The sequence below is a fragment of the Armatimonadota bacterium genome, from assembly GCA_017303935.1.
GTDB lineage: Bacteria > Armatimonadota > Fimbriimonadia > Fimbriimonadales > Fimbriimonadaceae > JAFLBD01.
The window spans coordinates 378,184-397,716 of the sequence record JAFLBD010000003.1 but is presented as its reverse complement, the minus strand read 5'-3'; the positions used below and the strand labels follow the sequence as shown (position 1 = coordinate 397,716).

Genomic DNA, 19,533 nt, shown 5'->3' with positions numbered 1-19,533 from the left:
TTGAAGTCGAAACTGTGGAATGGGACAGACCTTGTAACGGTCCGAAACCAGATCATCATGTATGGTTTATCCGACCATGGACACGAGAGTCAGACCCTTGTTCGCGTTTGGAGCCACGCTGAAAGAGAAGCTTCGGCGGCTATTGGCCGTTACCGTTATAGCAGTTGCGATCTTATCTGCTGGATGTGGCGGTAGCGGGGAAGGCTCTGGCCTCCCGCCATTTGTTGACGGAAGCGTCACAGATGCGGAGTTTCATGCAGCGGCGGATGCTATCGCGCTCGCGTTCCAAAATGCGGGTAGTGGTCCGGATGTCACCAACCAAGTTTTGGCGGCGATGCGCACTCAACCAAAGGTTGTGGTGGCTCGCCTGAATTCATCCAATCAGCCGGTGGCGTGGTTCCAAGATGGGCGAAAGATTGTGATTCTGGTCGATAGCCTGGAGCAAGCACCGCCTCCTGCCGCCCTGTCGAGTGCTCTTGAAGAAGCCAGCAGTCATACAACTCGGAACTTGGTCTCCGGGAAAAAAGCGGTCATCCTCAGTGGTTTCTTGGGTGCCGGAACGCCTGCACTTGGCCCGATACAAACTCAATTGCTGGATAAGGGCTTCGAAGCGCAAATCCAACAATTCACGGTTGATACTGGACCAGGCCTCTCGAACTTGGATCTGTTGATGGTTTCGAGTCACGGGATCATTGATGAAAGTCGAACCGGCGTGGCGCAGATGTATTACAGCACGACCACAGAGTGCACGCCCGAATTAGAACGCCAGTATGCGCAGCAACTGATCGACGGCAGAATGATTATCAAGGGAATCCGAGTGTATCGAGGGCCAAACGATTTTGATACTAAGTTCTTCTTTGCTTTGAGCCAAGCATACTTGCGCGAACGCGGGATGAGCTTCCGTCCGGGCGCATTTTGGCTAAGCAATGCTTGCCATTCCGCCGAGCCAGCAGCACGCGCCTTTGCAGATAGCGTGGCTGGACTCACAGCCTACGCTGGCTGGTCTGGCTCCCCGCTCAACATCACCGCGAACGAAACGACCGCATTTGTGTTCGATCGGCTCCTAGGAATCTTTGCGGCCGCACCGGTCGATGCGGCACCTCCTGGTCCCCTAACGATCAGCGAACTCGTGGACCGGTTGAAAGTGCTTCGTCCCGGTAGCGATCTCCGGATGAATCAAAGCCGAAACACGAGGAATCTGCTCGCGAACTTCGTTGTCGTTCGACCGGCTGGAGCAGCGCAAGCCAACCAGACTCTACTTCCTTCGATCCGATCTACCACGGTGAATACTGCCGAAAACACGGTCACGATCGAAGGATATTTTGGCACCGAGCAGGGGCCTGTCACTCTGAATGGGTCGATCTTGACGGTTCTATCTTGGACGGAAACCTCCATCGTGGTGCAGAAGCCAGAGGCGAGGTCTGGAACTCTTTTGGTGCGATCAATCGGTGCGCCAAGCGCTTCGGGATACCTGTTCAGCAACAGCTTCCAATACCAAGAGCCGGAACCATTTACCGTAACGATTAATCCCGAGCTCGCCATCACGACCCCGGACACGATTAGGACTCTGACTGCGGTCGCTGCGACCGGAACGATCCCCAGCAACTCGCGATTCCGATGGACCATCGTGTCTGGCGGAGGCAGAGTCAACGGAACCACGACGGTCACTCGGACCCAAACGACGGTTGAATACCGATCCGCCCCAGACCTTGGCACTGACGTGATCAAACTGGATGTTTTGAACCAAGCTGGACAGGTTATTGCCACCAAGACTCTGAACGTGGCGATCAGTCAGCAGTTCATGACGTTCACCGTTTCTGGAGGCTGGGACCCTACCAAAGCCCCGCCAAACGGCACCTACCAATACTTCGATGGAGGCTCGTCATACGACGATGTAGTCTCGGAGTTCGCGAAAATCCTGTTCACTAGCTCGAACATTGGCAACACGGACCAGACGATCGGCGCGCTGATCACGATGGGGCTGACCCAAGGTGCGCCGGTGACGACAGGAACGTGGACGAAGGTTGGCACGGGAGAACAGATCACGCCTGGCAAGTTCCAATTGACCCTGTCGACCAATCAAGCCAACCCAGACGACATGAACAGCAGACAGTTCGCGATGGGCGACTCGGGCAGCCTGACGGTGACCAGCGTCTCGCCGTTGTCGAACGGCCGCACCGCATTCAACTACACGTTCACCGTGCAAAGAGCTGCTGGCGGCACCGTGACAGGCTCCGGAACGGGAATCATCACTCCGTAGTCGTTCGATCCTGATGCTCGTAGGACCTGTTTCTGCGAGCATCAGGGTTGCACCAGTACATCTTCCACATTGGTGCGAGTATCCCCTAGACTCAGTATTTCGTTCTCAAAGGTGCCCAGCCATTCTCAAGCATCAGAGCGACTTCGCGTTTATGCGCGGCGTTAGTTCAAAATCTGGCGACATGGCGGATCAAACGATCTTTACCCTGGATGGTCGCGATAACATCATGTTCGATGTTTTGCGGAGTGACGGTCGCATCACAGATGAGCAGATGAATCGCGAGATCAACTGGCTGGTGAAAAAGCTTAAGGAGACACTCATTGCGAAGGGAGTCCCCTACGAGTCACTTAAGAAAGCACTAATTCCGCAACCCGGCAAGAGGGAAGCAGTATTTGTGTTCGATTCGACCAAGTTGGAGAGTTCGTGGTATGGCTACCCAATCTTCGAGCGGTTGATTCCTTGCTTCGACAGGCGGAGCACACATAGCGTACTCGCCGGGGACTACATCGGCGACAATCACCTGCAGGATATGCTCTTCAAGCTTTTCGAGAAGCACGTCGAACTGCGGGCCCACTGTGACTGGAAGCATAGCAGCCAGTTTTTTCTCGTCTACATAAACAACCTTTCCGACGAGATGTTTATTCACTTCAGGTCCGAACTGGATGATTTCGAGCCCTATGTGGGATCAATGGATCTCACTGTTCCCTCGATTATGAAGACTTATTTGTCCATGATACTGTGCAACGCGTTTATAAAGGCAAAGCGACACATAGTCGTTGACCATGGCGAAGAGGAATATCCGATAGGTGAGAACGTGAACATGCCCGGTTACCCATTCGAGGAAAACGGATATTCGTTGGTGAGTATCCAGTCCATGTTCTATGGCCCCCTACTCTCCTATAAGATCGAGCGGGAGGTCTTCAAAGGGTTTGAATCGGACACGACGCACTCGCTAAACGCCGTAAGTCCGATGCCAATGGATTTGAAGCTCTTCGATGTCCATTTAGAACCGGCGAAATACGATTATCTCATCACCAAGAAGAGCGGCCTGCTCAAGAAAGCAGGATTGGCGCGCTTCCCCAGAGAATTGATTGAAGAAATGATTGCAGCTCGCATACAAAGCAACTACATTTACAATCTGACCTATCTTGAGGAGCACAATACCGTCAAGTTCAATATCCTATTGGACATCGAGGCTCCTGACACGAAAGAGAACGTGAAGCTAACTGTGTCGCTAGAGTATCTGGCTATCGACAAGCGCCTTCGCGTAATCACAGTGACCTAGCACCGAAAGTTTGTTAATTGATTGTTCGTTCGCGAAAGAACTGACCCTCACGAAGCCGCAAAACTCCAGTACGGGCCCTTTGCTCACGCTACCGACTATTAGTTACGGTCAGCACTGGTTTGAACCTAGGAGTTCGAATCCCGTTCGGCTACACCGGTTCAAACAGGTTCAAAATGAGCTGGTACACCGAAGTGTACGCGCTTAGAACTTTTCTGACAGTTGGCATTGAGCAGGATTCACCACTAGGTAGCACTTCATTTATACACACTCCGAAAATGCGAGCCTTGTCGACCGTGACACCAGGGTAGAATCTTCGCCAGACGGCTATCCATACGTACCATTAAGGATTTCTTCCCGTCCGCTACGCACCCATGCGACAGGCTTCGTACGAACTTCTTGATGGCGGCCCAATAAACCTGGTTAACATCCCCAGGGATGCTACAAAGTGCCTGTGTGATTTGGATGGAACACTCGTACAATCAACAGCCGCGAACAACTGTGCTTATTTTGACGCAGTAAATCGAGTCAAAGGTTTAGCGAGTAATTTTCGCGAATCAACTATTCGTGTCACCCGCGCAAATCTCCGGTCGTTGCTGCCCAACCTCACGGATCGTGACGTTGTCGAGGTTGTGCGCCTCAAGGAGACGCTGTATGATGAGTACTTGCCCTTGCTCGAACTGAACCACTGCTTACTGGAGTTCTGCGGCCAGTATTCCCCCTCAAACGTCACTCTCGTCTCACAAGGGCTACCCGGACGTGTGGCTAGCGTGGTCGGACACTTCAATTTGAGTGAAGTTTTTGGCGGTGTTGTCTCATCTCCACCGGGGCATCAAGATATACTCCGGAATAAATACCTGGACTTGCGTGATGAAGGAGCCGTTGACTTTGGATCTGTGGTTCTTTTCGAGGATGATCTTGCCCAACTCAGAAGCGCGAGGCAACTAGGGATCCATCCAAGTCGATGCGTGAGAGTGATCTTTTGAAAGAGTTTGAGATTCGTAGGAATAACTTCGTCAGTCGTGATATTAAAGGGTATTACCATGTGGACTACGTCCGTATGGGCAATCCCGGCAATCCCGACTACCTCAATGTGCTAAAGAACGATTTTGGGAATAGAAACGACAATGATCTTTCGAGGGCCATAAAGAGCTTAGAAGCTGCCCTGGACGCATTCTTCGGCCTCTTTGAACATCCTGACACCTGGGCAGTATGCGTCGTGCCGCGTGCAAAGTCGGAGAGAATGTACCGTCCCGAACAACAGTACTTCCGGGCAGCTGTGCAGTCGGCGGTCCGGAGGGTAGGGTTTGTTGATGGAACACTTTGGATAACCAGACATACGGACACCGTGACAACCCATTTGAATCAGAGCGGGTACGGCGGATCCGGACACACGCCATACGTCGGGATTACAAAGGCGACCTGTCACCTCAGTCCCGACATCGCTGAGAAGCGGATCGTCTTGGTCGATGACATCTATACCCCAGGCGTCTGTATCGACGAGGATGCAATCCAGGCGTTGTTAGACGCTGGGGCCTCACAAGTGGTATTTTACGCGGTAGGAAAGACTGTTACGCGTTAAAAGGAAGAAGCATGAAGTACACAGAAAACGCTCTCAATGTAATGGCAGTCCTCAGGCTTCGTGGGATCGGTCGCTCATGGGTCGCAGAGAAGCTGAGCGGAACGAAAGGCGTCCACCCTATCCTGAGCGTAGCAGCGGGTAAGTTTTCCGAGGATGATCTGGCACTTGCCAGAGCCGATGTCGCATCAATCCTAGAAGGGTCCAGCGTTGCTGATGGCGTTGTGGCACTTGGCGACGAAGACTTCCCACTACCAAGAGGAGATGTGAGAGGAGCGGAAAGGCCAGCCTTCCTTGTGTACAAAGGCGACATTTCCCTGCTGGGACACCACAATAAGAGTGTTGCCGCAGTAGGCCTGCTCGATCCAGACGACAGTACGGTTGCGGCGGAGAGACAGGTAGTGAAGGCCCTGGTAGCGCTTGGAATTACAGTCGTGAGCGGATTGGCGCAAGGCTGCGATTCGGTTGCGCACCGTCAAGCACTCGATTCAGGTGGAAAGACAATCGCGATCCTTCCGGGCACAATAGACCGCATCTTGCCTCGCTCGAATGCTCCGCTCGCAGAAGAGATAGTCGAGAATGGTGGATTGTTGATCACGGAATATTACGAAGAAGCGACGTCGCGGAACGAGCAAAGTAGCCGCTATGTCGAGAGAGATCGGTTACAGGCCTTGTATAGTGATGCTGTCATTCTGGCAGCGAGTTACGCCAAGAACGATCTCGGCTTAGACAGCGGATCACGCCATGCTATGGCAGCCGCGCGCAAGTATTCAATACCGAGAGCAGTCATTTATGACGAAGACGCTGATCTGCACAATCCGAAGTATGATCTTGCACGGCAGCTAATCGCGGAGCAGGCAAACATCGGGATCATTAAGCCACATCGACTCCAGGAAACACTTGTGAGCGCGATTGAGCGTGACACTCGCGCCGTACTACCGCAGGCGAGTCTTTTTGGATAGGAACTAGGGCAGGTAAAACAGCCTCGTTTGAACTGTAGTATCTCAACTCAGCAAGTGGACGATTAAGAGCCGCGGCGACTATGCCAGGGCGACTCAGGAGATTCGTTCCAGTCTGGCGATCCAGAAGCCGGTTACACCGAGCACAAACCACCCGCCGACCATAGGCGGTCTCGCCTTCCATCACCTTGTCCTGACTCTCAGCTGCCCATTAATCTCCTGAGCAAGTGGGCTCGGATCATCGCCATCCACAAAGACCTTAGCAGACTAGTTCAGCTTGCCTTTGAACCTAAGAGTAACGAATCCCGTCTGGTTGGTGCCAAATTTGAACTTTACAAGAAATCCCGTTTTGAACCTGACGGGTGGTGGTACACCGAAGTGGACGCGCTTAGAACTGCCGCAGGCGCGTCACGGGGCCACAATGACACCCTCAGTCGCGGGCGTGCATCATCTGACCTGGTGTTTACGTCATAATCTGTATAGGCGCATCATCTGACCTGGTGTTTACGTCATAATCTGTATAGGCGCATCATATCCGTGCGCGAATCGGTAAGCATGAGGCTCTTCGCTCATATCCTGTTGGCGACCATGGTGTTCATCTCCCAGATGAGCTTCGGCTCGGTTGTGTGCCTCTGCCCCGAACGACCGAATACGCCAACATCGAAAAGCGTCGAATCCGCAGCAACGTGCCCGGTCACGGGGGAGAAGAACTGCACGTGCTGTCAAGGCGAGAAGACCTCTTCGGACAAGAACTCGGACACGGTGACCTCGAAGGCGTCTAATTGCCAGGTCTCTGCGGCCCAAACTCCCGAGACCGACAAATGTTCGGCCCTGACTGTCACTGACGCTCCAGTCGCCGCGTTGCCAAATGGCGTGACCGTGCCATCGGCGGGCTCCAAGGTCTTGCCGCGACGACCAACGTATCTAGTCGTCCCACGGATTCGCCCACCCGATATTGGGGCTAACGGCCTTCGTGCGCCTCCCCCTCGCTAGGTTTCGACATTACGTCGCGCGTCCTTTCGTGCGACCCTGATCGACATTGCGAGGTAAGAACCATTTTCTCAATCAAACATAAAGGCAGCTGCGGCTCAGCTCGGTGCGGATGCCATAGCAAAGCCAGGCTGTTCGGGCCAGGCACAATCGTCTCGATTCTTGGAGCATTGGCTGTTGTCGGCTACAGTTCCTGGACAACTCCAGCGCAGAAGAAAAAAGTGTCCCATCTTCCGTCGCCGACAAAACCGCTCCACAAACCGGTTCCCGGTGACCTGCTGAGGCAGCCAAACTTGTCCCTCAGCGCGAATCAGCGGGAGAAGTTGGTCGTTCTGAGCCGCGATTGGGAGATAGTGAAAGCAGGACTCACGGAGGCAATGGGTGGCTATCAGCCGCGCCAAGGCAGGCTCGACCAAGTTCAAGAACAACTTGGCTCGTATTCAGACCTGTCTCGGCAATACGAAGCTGCCCGGGAGGCCGCATGGGGCAGAGCTCTAAGAGTCCTTGACGCTGAACAGGCGAAGAAGGTGGTGCGATGAAAACGATGTGTTTGTTGGTGTTCGCCCTCTCGGCGAGTGGCGCAATGGGTCAATCCGGGAGGATGAACCTTCAGGACGCCCTATCGTTCGCGAAAGCGAACAGTCCTGTCCTGAAGAGTGCGCGGGCTGAATTTTTGGGAGCGCAAGCGAATGAAAGGGGGGCGAAAGCAATGGGCGGTCCCCAAGTCTCCATCAATGGCTTCGCTTCGACAGGGAACAACACATCCATCCTTGGCTCCGTGCCAAAGTCCGAGCCAGCGGTATCGATGCTTGTGCCTCCCGGTCAGTTCAGCGATGTGAATCTCATGCTGATGCTGCCCATTCTCGCAGACGATGTGAGAGCCATGGCCGCTTCGGCCAAGTGGCAGTCTCGGGCGGCAGCTGGGGACTACCAAGAAGCCGAGGCTGAGTTGGTAGCCTCTGTTCGTCAAGCCTACTTTGAAGTGAGAGCGATGCACGAGGAAGTTGTCGCCGCACAAGCTAACTACGACGCGCTTGCCGAAATGCTGAATACGACAAAGGCCAGGTTTGAAGCTGGCAAGACGATCGAAGCGTCGGTCCTGCGCGTGCAGGCCGAGATGAGGCGTGCAGAGCGTGACCTTAAGACCGCGTCGAACGCCGAAAAGAAGGCGTACCTTGAGCTCTTACAACTCATGGGGGGCAAGCTCGACGCCGAGATCGACCTCGACAATGTCTCGGAACCCGAGACGAAGACCCTATCGGTGGGGGATCTGGTGAGCGCGGCTATGGCGAGCCGCGGCGCAGTCGCAGCTGCTTCAGCCCGGAGCAAGGCTTCCGAGGCTGAACTACGGGCCGCAAAAGCGCTGGCCAAGCCAAGACTCTACGCGACTGGCATGGCGGACGCAACGAACCGCCGAGATATGGGCGGAGTGACCTTTGGGCTATCCGTGAGTGTTCCACTCTTCGACGGGGGGCGTATCCGTTCCGGGATCGATCAAGCAAAGTCGATGAGAGCCAAGGCCGAGGCCGAACTCGCGGCTACCAAACTTCAGGTCGAAAAGGAAGTGAGACAATCACTGCTCGACTACGAAACCGCAGCCGCAAACCTTAGTTCCGCGGTAGCGGCCGCAGAAGCTGCCTCCAGCGCGTATGAGATCATCGCACTCCGAGTGGACGCGGGCAAGGCGATCCTTTTGGAGCAATTGGACGGGCTGTCGCTGCTTACGCAGGCTCGAACCGACGTGGCGAAAGCTCGGCTTGATGTGCTGACAGCCCTAGCCCGACTTTCGCGCTCCACGGGAGGAGACATATGAAAACCAAAAGTCTGAGAACGCTGATCGTCATGCTGCTCCTTGTCCTCGCGACTTTGGGTTTCGCTCTTGAGGGAATGGCAGGACCGTTCCGCATTTCGCTGACCACCGATCCCCTGATCGTTCCCGTAGGGAAGGCAAAAGTCGGTCTCAAGGTTTCCGATTCGCAGGGAAAACCAGTTTCAGGTGCTACCATCAAGGTCCTCGCCAAGATGCCTGGCATGAATATGGGCGAACGAGAGGAAGTTGCATCAGCCGGTTCTGAACCGGGCACTTACAGCGTACCGGCAGTCTTCTCGATGGCTGGACAGTACGACGTCACGGTCTCTATTAGTGCCGCGTCCGGGAGCGGTCAGGCAATCTTTCAACTTGCTACGGGCCAGTCTTCTGACAGTGCGTCGGGTTCCGGCTCAACGTGGCTGATTGTTCTTGCGGTGGGCACCGCTGTTGCCCTGGTCATCTGGCGGATGCGGAAGACCGGGCAGAAACTCAGTATGCACGGCCTTATGAGCAAGTCCGTTTGGATGTCGCTCGCGTTGCTTGCGCTTGCCCTTGCCGGAGGCATGTGGGCGGTTCGAAATCTCCGCCGAGAAGGAGCGATGACGCCACTTGAGGCCCAGGTGATGGAAATGAACACTCCCGCACCGGAAGGAGCCCTGCCAGTTGCGGTCGCTGAGGTAAAGTCCGAGCCCTTTGCAGCGACGGTCACCTATTCTGGCCAGGTTTCAGGTTTCGTCGAGCAGGACGTTGTCCCAAGGGTTGGCGGAAAAATCGTGGCCATGCCCGTGTACGTCGGCGACATGGTGAAACGGGGTCAGCTTCTGGCCAGGCTCGACACGAGCCAGATCGACCCGATGATCGCCGAAAAGGCGGCGGGAGTGAACAACGCGAGCCAGGGGGTCGGCGTGGCGGACGCTGAGTTTCAGCAAGCACTGAATATGGTGGAGCAGTCGAGGGCTGAAGCCACAATGGCGGAGACGGAAGTCTCCGAAGCACGCTCAATGCTTGACGCGGCGAGGGCGTCCAGGAGTTCATCGTCGGCGGCAGTCGATGCCGCAAACGCAGAAATGAGGGGCGCACACGCGGAGCTGGATGCGGCAACCGCGGACCAAACCTATCAGAGCCAAGAACTTGAACGAATGCGCCTGCTCCATGCTAAAGGAGCCATTTCTAAAGATGAATGGCAACAGGCCGTCGCGGCGTCCCAAAGGGCGGCCTCGGCATTCGCCTCGGCCAAGGAGAGGCTTTCCAAGGCAAGTTCCATGGCATCCGGGGCAAAGAGTGAACTGACCCGGGCCGAAGCGGACGTCTCTGCCGCCAATGCGCGGGTTTCCAAGGCTGAAGCAAACCATAGGGCCAAGCTTGCGCAGGTCAAGACCGCACAATCGGGCGTCCAATCCGCGCGAGCCAAAATCGGTCAGTCGCGGGCTGCTGTCTCCGAGGCAAGCGCAAGTCTGAGGGGCATGGCGACGCAAAGAGGCTATTCTGAGCTGAGAGCAGATGTCGATGGCGTGGTCACCCAACGGTTGGTCGCTCCGGGCGTCGTGGTAGCTCCGGGTCAGGCGGTGCTGAAGGTCGCACAAGTTTCACCGGTGCGCATTCAAGCAAACGTTTCCCAACAAGACCTTGCCAGGATTAAGGTTGGCGACCAAGTTCAGGTGCGTGGGGCCGGCCAGGACGATCAAGTCCTGGTAATGAGTGTGACCAGCGTGTCCCCATCGGTGGACCCGTCCTCTCGAATGGGGGTTGTTGAAGCTGTCTACTCGAACGAGAATCGTCAGTTTAGTCCTGGGCAATTCGTCTCCCTGGAAATTTCGGTCGGTTCGATTGCATCGGCCCTGGTCATTCCTGCTGACGCCGTTGTGACCGAGTCCCATAACGGTCAGACGGTGAGCAAGGTTTGGGTTGTTGCGGCAGACTCGCCCGGCAAACTCTCCGCCACTTTGCGGCAAGTCGAAATCCTTGGATGGGCGCATGGCAAGGCCGCGGTCAAAACCGGGCTCAAGCAGGGAGAGCGGATCGTCGTGGCACCGTTTGGATTAACGGAAGGCATGCAAGTCCAAGTCTCAAGTGAGCCTGTGAAGACTAGCGACGACATGGTGACTATTGAGATCACTGAAGCTGGTTACTCGCCCGAAACAGTGCAGCTTCCAGCAGGTAGGCCGACCAAACTCGTCTTTGTGCGTCGAGTTGCAGAAACGTGCGCTGACATCGTGGAGTTTCCCGAATTGGGACTCAGAGCCGAGACCGTGCTGAACAAGCCCGTGACGGTCGACATTCCTGCCCAGAAGGCCGGGACAAAGATCAAGTTTGCGTGCCCGATGGACATGTTCATAGGTCAGGCGGTGGTCAAGTGAGCAAGTCGGACTCCACCGAGAACGGTCACAAACCCAATGCCCTCCACCTGATCCATAAGTGGTCCATCGAGCATGCCTATGCGGTGATCGCGTTCTATGTGGCCGTGCTGGCTCTTGCGTGGCTCGCCATCTCGAACATGCCGCGCCGCTTTGCGCCTTACGTAGAGAGCCCCATGGTCGGTGTCGTCACCATGATGCCTGGTCTCTCGGCGCAGGAGATGGAGCTTTACATCTCAAAACCCATTGAGGAGCAGCTCATCAACGTCAAGGGTGTGCACTACATTAGATCGACCTCCCAGGACGGCTTTAGCATTGTCTCGCTGGAGTTTCCTTATGGCACGGATATGCAGAGGGCTCAGACCGACATTCAGGCACTCATGAATGTCGTGCAGTCCACCTTACCGTCTACGGGCGCGAACCTCAAGCCATCGTGGGTCATTCCCATAGACCCGCTCAATCTGCCCGTGCTGACCCTTTCTGCGAGGGGCGATCCCACGCTGGGTTGGGACATGGCGAAAGTCCGAGAGTACGCCGACAACACGGTGGTTCAACGCCTCAAGACCGTCCAGGACGTCTATGCGGTCGTGCCCTTCGGTGGATACCGGCGACAGCTCCAGGTCGTGGTGGACAGAGATAAGCTGGCTTCTTACGGACTTTCCATCCTGGACGTACGCAACGCCATCGATCGGGCCAATGTCAGTGCCTCTGGGGGCACGGTCACCAGCGGCGAGCGCGAGGGCATCGTGCGCGTCGATACCCGCGCGGCAAGCGCCCAAGATGTGCTGGATTACCCGATCTCGACCGTCGGGATTCAGCCGAGGGCCGCAACCCCAGCTGGAGGCGGGATGGCTATGGGGGGCGGGGCCGATTCCGGCAGCGCACCAGCCCCCCGAGCGGCTCCAGCACCGAACACCCCCAAGGTCATTTATGTGCGCGACGTTGCCAGGGTGGAAGACTCCCACTGGGAGAAGCGGTCTGGATACAGGTATTTGGATAACACGACCGGTGAGTCTAAGGACGCCATCGAAGTCAGCGTTATTCAGAACCCCGGAGCCAGTTCCGCACAAGTTGTCCCCGCCATCATGCGAGTGGTCAAACAGCTCGAATCGGAAAACCCCGGCCTGAAGTTTGAGACGGCCTATGACAACGCCCACTTCGTCGATATCTTGTTCGAGAACGTCTGGCATGAGCTCGCTGTTGCCATCATGCTGACCGCAATCGCTCTCGTCCTCTTCCTGGGCGAGTGGCGCGGGACACTTATCGCCATGGTCACCCTTCCGACCTCGCTGGCTATTGCCGTGCTGTTCATGGTCCCGTTTGGCATGACGTTCAATAGCGGAACCCTCATTGGGCTTCTCTTGAGCATTGGCCGACTGGTCGATGATTCGATCATCGACATCCACGCCGTTGAGCGACACCTTCGTATGGGCAAAACGCCCAAGCAAGCAACCATCGACGGCATCGCTGAGGTGCGACTCGCCGTCATCGCCTCGACTTTGATGATCGTCCTCGCCCTCCTTCCCTTGATCTTCTCGGGAGGCATCGTGGGACTCATGTTTGTGGAGCTCGTGTGGCCGCTCATCTTCGGTTTGCTCGCCTCGATGTTGGTTTCATTTACGTTGACCGCACTGCTCTGCGCCAAGTTACTTCGGCCCGAGGATGTCCGAGACGAGGAGCGTAAACATCCTGTTCTGGGCCTGCTCTACCGGTTGGTCGATCCGTTCCAACGTGGGCTTGTCCGAATGGAAAAGGGGTACGGAAGGCTGATTTCGTGGCTGCTTGAACATCGGTTCGCCAACTTCACCCGCGTCCTTGCGACTCTCATCCTCGGCTTCACCTTCTATTACTTCCTCGGCTCTGAAATGATGCCGCTCGCAGATACGGGACAAGCTTCAGGGTTTCTGGAAATGAACCCGGGGACATCCTATGCGGGTACGGAGCGAGCGGTAAAGCAGATCGAGGACATTATCAGGAAGCATCCTGAAGTGGAGAAAGCAAGCATTGAGCTTGGGGCCGAGTCCATGTTCGAAACGTGGTCGCCGTTCTTCACGGGCTATCAGATGCCCGCTGTGAACGGAGCCGCGTTTATGCTCACGTTCAGCGACAAGGACCGGCGCAAGAACGACATCTTCAAAGTCATTGACGCGATCCAAAAGGAAACGCTTCAGACCGTTCCAGGGGTTCGCAGGTTCCAGATCAAGGAAATGGGGTCCGACGTGATGGCTACTTCCGCGGCACCAATCCATGTGAACATCTACGGTCAAGACATGGCGGTTCTGGATAAGCTGGGCACTCAGGTTCAAGCAGTAGCCGAGAAAATGCCCGAACTGTTTCAGCCCTCGCGCACCTGGGCCATGGGGGTTCCCGATTACCGTATCGAGGTGAATCTTCAAAAGGCACAGGAGGTGGGTCTCAGTCCCGACCAGATCGCCCAGCAAGCTTACTATGCGATGCGGGGCGGCTTGACGAGCGAGTACTACCGCTTGCCGAACATCCGTCAAGACACCATCCTTGTCCGCTACGATAAGGCTACAAGCGCCACCCAGCAGGATTTGGAGTCGATCTATATTTCGACTTCAGACGGCAGGCAAATCCCGCTGAAGTCCGTCGCGGAGATCGTCCCCAAGGTGGCTCCGACGGTCATCGAGCACGATGGCCTGCGGCGGGTCATTGGCGTTACGGGTTACTACCGAATCGGGAGTCTTCCGAGCATGGACGTGGTGATGAACCTCGTCGCAAATGCCTATGGGGGAAACAAGAAGCTCGGGATCGAGCCTGTCAACTTTCCTCCAGGCTACGGCATGGAAATGCGCGGCGACATGACCCAGATGATGGATAGTTTCCGACGCCTGATACAGGGGCTGGGGCTCTCCATCGCAATGATGTATCTCGTCCTGGTGGTTCAGTTCAGAGGGTTCCTGCAACCGCTGCAGATGATTGCCTCGCTCCCTCTTGAGCTGGCGGGTGTCTTCGTCGCGCTCTTCATCGCCCATCAGTCGTTCTCAACGGTGTCAATTCTCGGGATCATCGTTCTGACTGGCATGGACATCACAACCGCGGTCCTCCTGATCGACCTGATCATGAAATACCGCGACCAAGGTGTTCCACGGGATGAGGCAATTCGGACTGCGTGCCCCGACCGGCTTCGCCCGATTCTGATGACGGCAGGCATCACGCTTCTTGTCATGCTCCCTGTCGCCCTCGCGCCGAAAACTGGACTGGACGCCTATCAGCCCCTGGCGACAGCGGTCATCGGCGGGCTTATCGTTGGCACGATTCTGTCCCTCTTCGACATCCCGATCATGCACACTTATGTGGACGACTTTGTCGTCTGGGTGAACAGGACCTTCCTCAACCGGGAGTGGTCTTGGCCCGTTACCGAGCATGACCCGCTCCATTCCTCCGTCCCTCAGGACCACGAACCTCGTAAGGAAGAAAACCCATGAAAAACAGTACATCTCTCCTCGCCGTTGCCGCTTTGATGAGCCCCGCCCTCGCGTTTCAACATGACGCGGCGACCGTTTCTGCGAAGACGGTCAAAGGTGTTCAATCCGTGACCGTCATGGTCGCAAACGGCAAATACTCCCCTTCTGTGATCTCCGTCAAAAAGGGTGTGCCCGTCGCCATCACCTTCAAAGGTGGCGCAAAGATCGGCTGCGGCTCAACCATTGAGTTCAAGAGCTTGAAGATGAAGCAATCCGTCAAACAGGGCCAGTCTGTTACCTTTAAGTTCACTCCGGCAAAGACTGGCGAAATCGCATTCGCGTGCCCCATGAACATGTACCGGGGGAAAGTAGTGGTGAAACAGTCGTCTCCGGACTGAGGATCCGAGTCAGCGGGGACGCCGAAGTTCGAATCCCGTCAGGTTTGTTCCAATTTTGAACCTACGGAAAATCGCGTTTTGAACCTAGAGCGTGCTGGTACTCCCGACGGGATTCGAACCCGCGATCTTCGCCGTGAGAGGGCGATGTCCTGAACCGCTAGACGACGGGAGCACGCGAAGATAGAGTTTACCCCGCGCGACAAAACCCGCTAAAACCAAATGACCGGAGAGGCGGGAAGGGAAGTACAGATCAAAATCCAGCGTCAGCGCAGCCGGAATCGTGGCAGAACAAAGAAAACGAAAATGTGGCAAGTGGAAATCCACCTGCCACATTCAATCTGAACCGAGCCGAGTTTAGCCGCGCTTGAACTTCATCGTGCCGGATGGATCGATGATCGACATCCCTTCGCCTTCGAATTTGACTTCCAACGGGCCCTTGCCGTTCATCTCTTTGATGATTGCGGCTTTACCAGATTTCATCTGGGTTTCGATCATGGATTTGGTCTTTTCGTCCAATCCCTTGAATTCGAACACGATGTCCTCGTAATTCAACTTCAGCTTCTTGTCAGCATCCCATGACCATTTTCCCTTGTCATTGCTGGTCATCGATCGATTGTCTGTGCCGCCGATCGTCGAGCTCGTGCTGAACGTACCGTCCGCGTTGAAGGTCATCGACTGAGCGGTGATCATCGGATTGGCGGATTTGCCGTCCAGAACCCATTTACCCACGATCGGGTCGGACTTTTGGCATCCCACCACAGCAAGCGCAGCAATCGCAAAACAACCAAGTGAAAATTTCTTCATCTGCCCCACACTATACTTGACCCGATCATCGAGGAACCGATTTGTAGCCAAATTCTCGCGCTAGCGGCACTTGGTTCTGGCTAAACGGACCGGCTTCGGACACACCTGGATTCAGCACTGTTTCCATGGTGCGGCGGCCGTCTTTATAGCTGACAATCTGAATGTATGTTCCGCGATTGATGAACGGAATCGAAGGCTGATCAGTAACGCGGATCGATCCAGGAACGTAGCTCCAACCCGAAGGATCAGGGTTGGCTTCGGTCAAATTTACAAGGGCGTTGTAGGCCATTTGTTCTGGCGTGGCACCCTTTAGGAAATCGAACTTGGACTTGCCACTGATCGCCTGGATCAAGAATGAGGGCTGGGTCACCGTGTTGAACGTGGATTGGCTCATGAAGTTGCCCGTGACCGGCAGAACCATCACGTTTCGCAACGCTTCCATGTATTTCGCCATCGCCACAGGTTTCGGGCTGCCTGGCTCCAGATCGCCCGTGTAACTCAGGATCATATCGGCCATCCGTTTTTGATCATTCGTCAACGACTTACCTTTGATTCCCTTTTCCAGCAGGGCGATGAAATCTGGTGAATAGCCGTCTTCGCGCTTGGCGATCGTGCTGACCGCGTTTTTGATGTCCGCCTTGCTGAGGTCGCGCTTGCTGAGAGCGGCGTTCAACTCGGTCACGTGGAAGAACTTGCCCCATGCTGGCGTGTCCCAGTTCGGCCACCAGCTCACAGGCTTGTTGTTCCAGTTGGTGATCAGCCCTTCGCGCGGGTTCAACTGTGCCGGCATCTTGTCTTCGGGGATCATGCCCAGCCAGTCGTTCTTCTTGCTCGCCAAGATCGGGAAGCGAGGATCCACGTTCGGCGACCGCAACGGCACCAACCCGCAATACCGCCAACCAATTTGACCAGACTTGGTCGCAAAGAAAAAGTTAAAGCTGGAAGTGTGTCGCTTGCTGATTTCGTATGCTCCGATCGGGGTGCTCATGGAGGCCAGTCGGTTGATGAAGATCATCGATTCGTACTCGCGCATCCATTGAGTGCTGCGCTGCGAATAAAGGCATTTGCCCGAATTCGACCGGAGAATGACCGGGCCGTATTGGGTGCGTTCCTGCACGAATTCGACCGGATTCTGCCCCTTGACGTTGATCTTGAATTTGATCTGTTGGACCGGCTTAGCTGCGCCGTCCACGACGTATTTTTGGGCGTCGCCTTCTTGAAGCGGGGTGACAAAGATATCGGCGATATCGGCCACTCCGCTCGTGAATCCCCACGCGATCTCACTGGTCGAGCCGATCAGCACGCCAGGGATTCCAGGCACGTCCATTCCAGTGACTTCGGTATTGCCGCTGCGGATCGTCATTTCGTGGACCACACTCGGAATCGAGTGCCCCATCTGCGGGCCATTCATCAAAATCGTGCTGCCGTCTGTCGCTCGTTTCGGCGCGACCAGAGCCGCATAAGACCCCGTTCTATAGAAGACTTGATGGTCTTGCGCCAGGAGCTTTTGATCGTCGCTGCTGGCCATCCGGACCGCACCCGCTAGTTCAAGTAGGGAACTTTGGGGGAGGGAAGCCAAATGCGCCAGGGTGACGGCTCGGGTCGGAGCTTCGAAAACCAAGTGGTTGCTCGCTTGCTTGTCGTCGGCATCGGCGAGCGTGGTGGGAGCAGAAGGCTCGTTGAACCAGGCCAGATCGTCTACAACATCCAGCGCTTGATCGCCCTTCAGCTTGCCTTGCAAATACTTGAGCAAGGCGAGGTTTCGGATTTCGCCCGCGCCACCGGTCCCGAAGAGGCGCAGCAATCGAACCGAAATCGCCATGCTGTCGATCGCGGTCCAAGTTCTCGGGCTGAACGAATTTTGAGCGTAACCCCCGGGCAACGTGCCCGCCTTTGTCCGCTCAGAGATGGAAGCGTTGATCCCATCGGCGTAGGCTTGGAAACCCTGTTGAATGTCCTTCGGAAGCTTCTTGATTTGCTCTTGATATTCTTTTTCGGTGTACGCCATTCGCAAAGCGTCGCGGTCGCTAGCCAGAGAATCGGGCCCGAACACCTCGGACATCTGCCCGCGAGCGATTCGGCGGCTCATTTCCATTTGCCAGAGCCGGTCTTGCGCGACCGCGCGACCCGCCTGAAAGTACGCGTCCTCGACGGTATCGCCGTACGCGGTGGGAACTCCGTATTCATCGCGCGAGATGCCGGTTGGGCCCGCCAAAACTAATGCCGAGAGCAGCGTCAGAACCATACGTCAACATTACCAAAAAAGAACGGCTCCCTAGTGAGCACTAGGAAGCCGGTTTGCCTGACTTAGAACAGAAGTGGGTTAGGGAAGGTATCCGCCGCCGCGTCCACCCAGCGAAGACTTTGGCTTGACCAATCGGTACACGACGTACCCGGCGGCACCAATCACGAGGAGTGGCATCAGTAGTCCAATCAGTCCTTTGACCAACTGGATGGCGACCATTGCTCCAATGATCCCGAGAAAACCGATCACGACAATTTTCAACAGGTTGTCCATTCTAGATTTCCTAACGCTCTTATGAGTAGTTTCGGCGCGTTTATGTTCTTGTAGCATACACCGGATGTACGAATTGCGTCCAAAGTCCTACAATTGCTTGGTTCCAAAGACCTATTATGGGGGAAAATTGGGTTGTGATCCCGATCTGCCGATCTGAGCGCCGCAACCTCCTGGACCCCTCGGTACTGCAACTGAACAACAAATTGTTGCGCGATTGGCTGGTCGCCTTTCTAAAGGATGAAGTCATTCGGCAGCGCGGAATCAGCAAAGTCGTGCTCGGGCTTTCTGGCGGAGTGGATTCGGCGGTCGTCGCCTATTTGGCGGCGGAAGCGTTCGGCCCAAAGAACGTCTATGCCATCCGGTTGCCCTATGCGATCAGTTCCCCCGAAAGCCTGACCCATGCCGAATTGGTGGTCAACGATACCGGCATCAACTGCGAGACCATCGAGATCACGGCGATGGTGGACGGGTACCGATTGCTCGCCGATCCAGAGATGTCGGGACAACGCATCGGCAACATCTGCGCGCGGTGCCGCATGACCATTCTCTTCGATCAGGCGATGAAGGTCGGCGGGCTCCCGCTCGGAACAGGGAACAAGACCGAGCGCTTATTCGGCTATTACACTTGGCACGCGGACGATGCCCCGCCGATCAACCCGCTTGGCGATCTGTTCAAGTCGCAAGTTTGGCCATTGGCTCGCGAGCTTGGAGTGCCAGCCCCAATCGTGGACAAACCACCCACCGCCGACTTGATCAAAGGTCAGACCGACGAGGGAGACTTTGGGCTCAAATACGAAGAAGCCGATTCGATTTTGAACCTGATCATCCGGGGGTTCACGCGGGAACGGTTGCTCGCGATGGGGGTGCTCGAACACTCGCTCAATTTGGTCGAAAAGCGGCTCGACGGAACGCATTGGAAGCGGCGACTTCCGACCGTGGCGATGGTGAGCGACACGGCGATCGGAGAGTACTATCTGCGGCCCGTGGACTATCGGTAGCGACGATGCCCGTGAAAAAATCGGCCCGAATCGGTCACAATGAAGTCCGGCGTCAGGAGTGGTGTCCGAGTGGTCGAAGGAGCGCGATTGGAAATCGCGTATACGGCTCTAATCGTATCGAGGGTTCGAATCCCTCCCGCTCCGCCAGCTTTT

The 19,533-nt window shown here is 55.7% G+C and carries 14 protein-coding genes and 2 tRNA genes; 12 read left to right on the top strand and 4 right to left on the bottom strand.

Annotation, left to right across the window (positions count from 1 at the left end):
* The first annotated feature begins 76 nt into the window (after positions 1-76).
* The 10 genes from J0L72_11005 (at position 77) to J0L72_10960 (ending at position 15,060) form a co-directional block, all read left to right on the top strand.
* On the top strand, positions 77-2,260 hold the full coding sequence (locus J0L72_11005) for a hypothetical protein (protein ID MBN8691296.1): 2,184 nt from the start codon (positions 77-79) through the stop codon (positions 2,258-2,260).
* Between the two features lie 151 nt (positions 2,261-2,411).
* A complete protein-coding gene (locus J0L72_11000) occupies positions 2,412-3,545 on the top strand; it encodes a hypothetical protein (GenBank protein ID MBN8691295.1) in 1,134 nt (377 codons plus the stop codon).
* A 979-nt stretch (positions 3,546-4,524) separates the two neighbouring features.
* Positions 4,525-5,124 (top strand): amidophosphoribosyltransferase, encoded by a 600-nt coding sequence (locus J0L72_10995; protein ID MBN8691294.1) that lies wholly within the window; start codon positions 4,525-4,527, stop codon positions 5,122-5,124.
* An 11-nt stretch (positions 5,125-5,135) separates the two neighbouring features.
* Positions 5,136-6,083 (top strand): DNA-processing protein DprA, encoded by a 948-nt coding sequence (locus tag J0L72_10990; protein MBN8691293.1) that lies wholly within the window; start codon positions 5,136-5,138, stop codon positions 6,081-6,083.
* A 552-nt stretch (positions 6,084-6,635) separates the two neighbouring features.
* Entirely contained in the window at positions 6,636-7,073 is a 438-nt protein-coding gene (locus J0L72_10985; GenBank protein MBN8691292.1) for a hypothetical protein, read from the top strand.
* 218 nt (positions 7,074-7,291) lie between these two features.
* Entirely contained in the window at positions 7,292-7,609 is a 318-nt protein-coding gene (locus J0L72_10980; GenBank protein ID MBN8691291.1) for a hypothetical protein, read from the top strand.
* Positions 7,606-8,883, top strand: a complete 1,278-nt coding sequence (locus tag J0L72_10975) for a TolC family protein (protein MBN8691290.1) — start codon at positions 7,606-7,608, stop codon at positions 8,881-8,883. Before J0L72_10980 ends, J0L72_10975 begins: the two co-directional genes overlap by 4 nt.
* Positions 8,880-11,237 (top strand): efflux RND transporter periplasmic adaptor subunit, encoded by a 2,358-nt coding sequence (locus tag J0L72_10970; protein ID MBN8691289.1) that lies wholly within the window; start codon positions 8,880-8,882, stop codon positions 11,235-11,237. The genes J0L72_10975 and J0L72_10970 overlap by 4 nt, the downstream gene beginning before the upstream one ends.
* The gene (locus J0L72_10965; protein ID MBN8691288.1) at positions 11,195-14,683 is read left to right on the top strand and encodes an efflux RND transporter permease subunit; all 3,489 of its coding nucleotides are present in this window, start codon (positions 11,195-11,197) and stop codon (positions 14,681-14,683) included. Before J0L72_10970 ends, J0L72_10965 begins: the two co-directional genes overlap by 43 nt.
* Positions 14,680-15,060 (top strand): cupredoxin domain-containing protein, encoded by a 381-nt coding sequence (locus J0L72_10960; protein MBN8691287.1) that lies wholly within the window; start codon positions 14,680-14,682, stop codon positions 15,058-15,060. The genes J0L72_10965 and J0L72_10960 overlap by 4 nt, the downstream gene beginning before the upstream one ends.
* A gap of 95 nt (positions 15,061-15,155) precedes the next feature.
* Here J0L72_10960 and J0L72_10955 read toward each other — a convergent pair.
* The 4 genes from J0L72_10955 to J0L72_10940 form a co-directional block, all read right to left on the bottom strand.
* Positions 15,156-15,232, bottom strand: a tRNA-Glu gene (locus J0L72_10955).
* A gap of 182 nt (positions 15,233-15,414) precedes the next feature.
* Positions 15,415-15,864, bottom strand: coding sequence for a hypothetical protein (locus J0L72_10950; protein ID MBN8691286.1), 450 nt, complete (start codon positions 15,862-15,864; stop codon positions 15,415-15,417).
* 25 nt (positions 15,865-15,889) lie between these two features.
* On the bottom strand, positions 15,890-18,109 hold the full coding sequence (locus tag J0L72_10945) for a penicillin acylase family protein (GenBank protein MBN8691285.1): 2,220 nt from the start codon (positions 18,107-18,109) through the stop codon (positions 15,890-15,892).
* A 78-nt stretch (positions 18,110-18,187) separates the two neighbouring features.
* Positions 18,188-18,382, bottom strand: a complete 195-nt coding sequence (locus J0L72_10940) for a hypothetical protein (protein MBN8691284.1) — start codon at positions 18,380-18,382, stop codon at positions 18,188-18,190.
* A 116-nt stretch (positions 18,383-18,498) separates the two neighbouring features.
* On the opposite strand from J0L72_10940, the gene J0L72_10935 reads away from it, so the two are divergent.
* Together J0L72_10935 and J0L72_10930 are read left to right on the top strand one after the other, a co-directional pair.
* Complete coding sequence (locus J0L72_10935; GenBank protein MBN8691283.1) at positions 18,499-19,380, top strand: NAD+ synthase; 882 nt, start codon at positions 18,499-18,501, stop codon at positions 19,378-19,380.
* Between the two features lie 55 nt (positions 19,381-19,435).
* A tRNA-Ser gene (locus J0L72_10930) sits at positions 19,436-19,527 on the top strand.
* Positions 19,528-19,533: the final 6 nt, after the last annotated feature.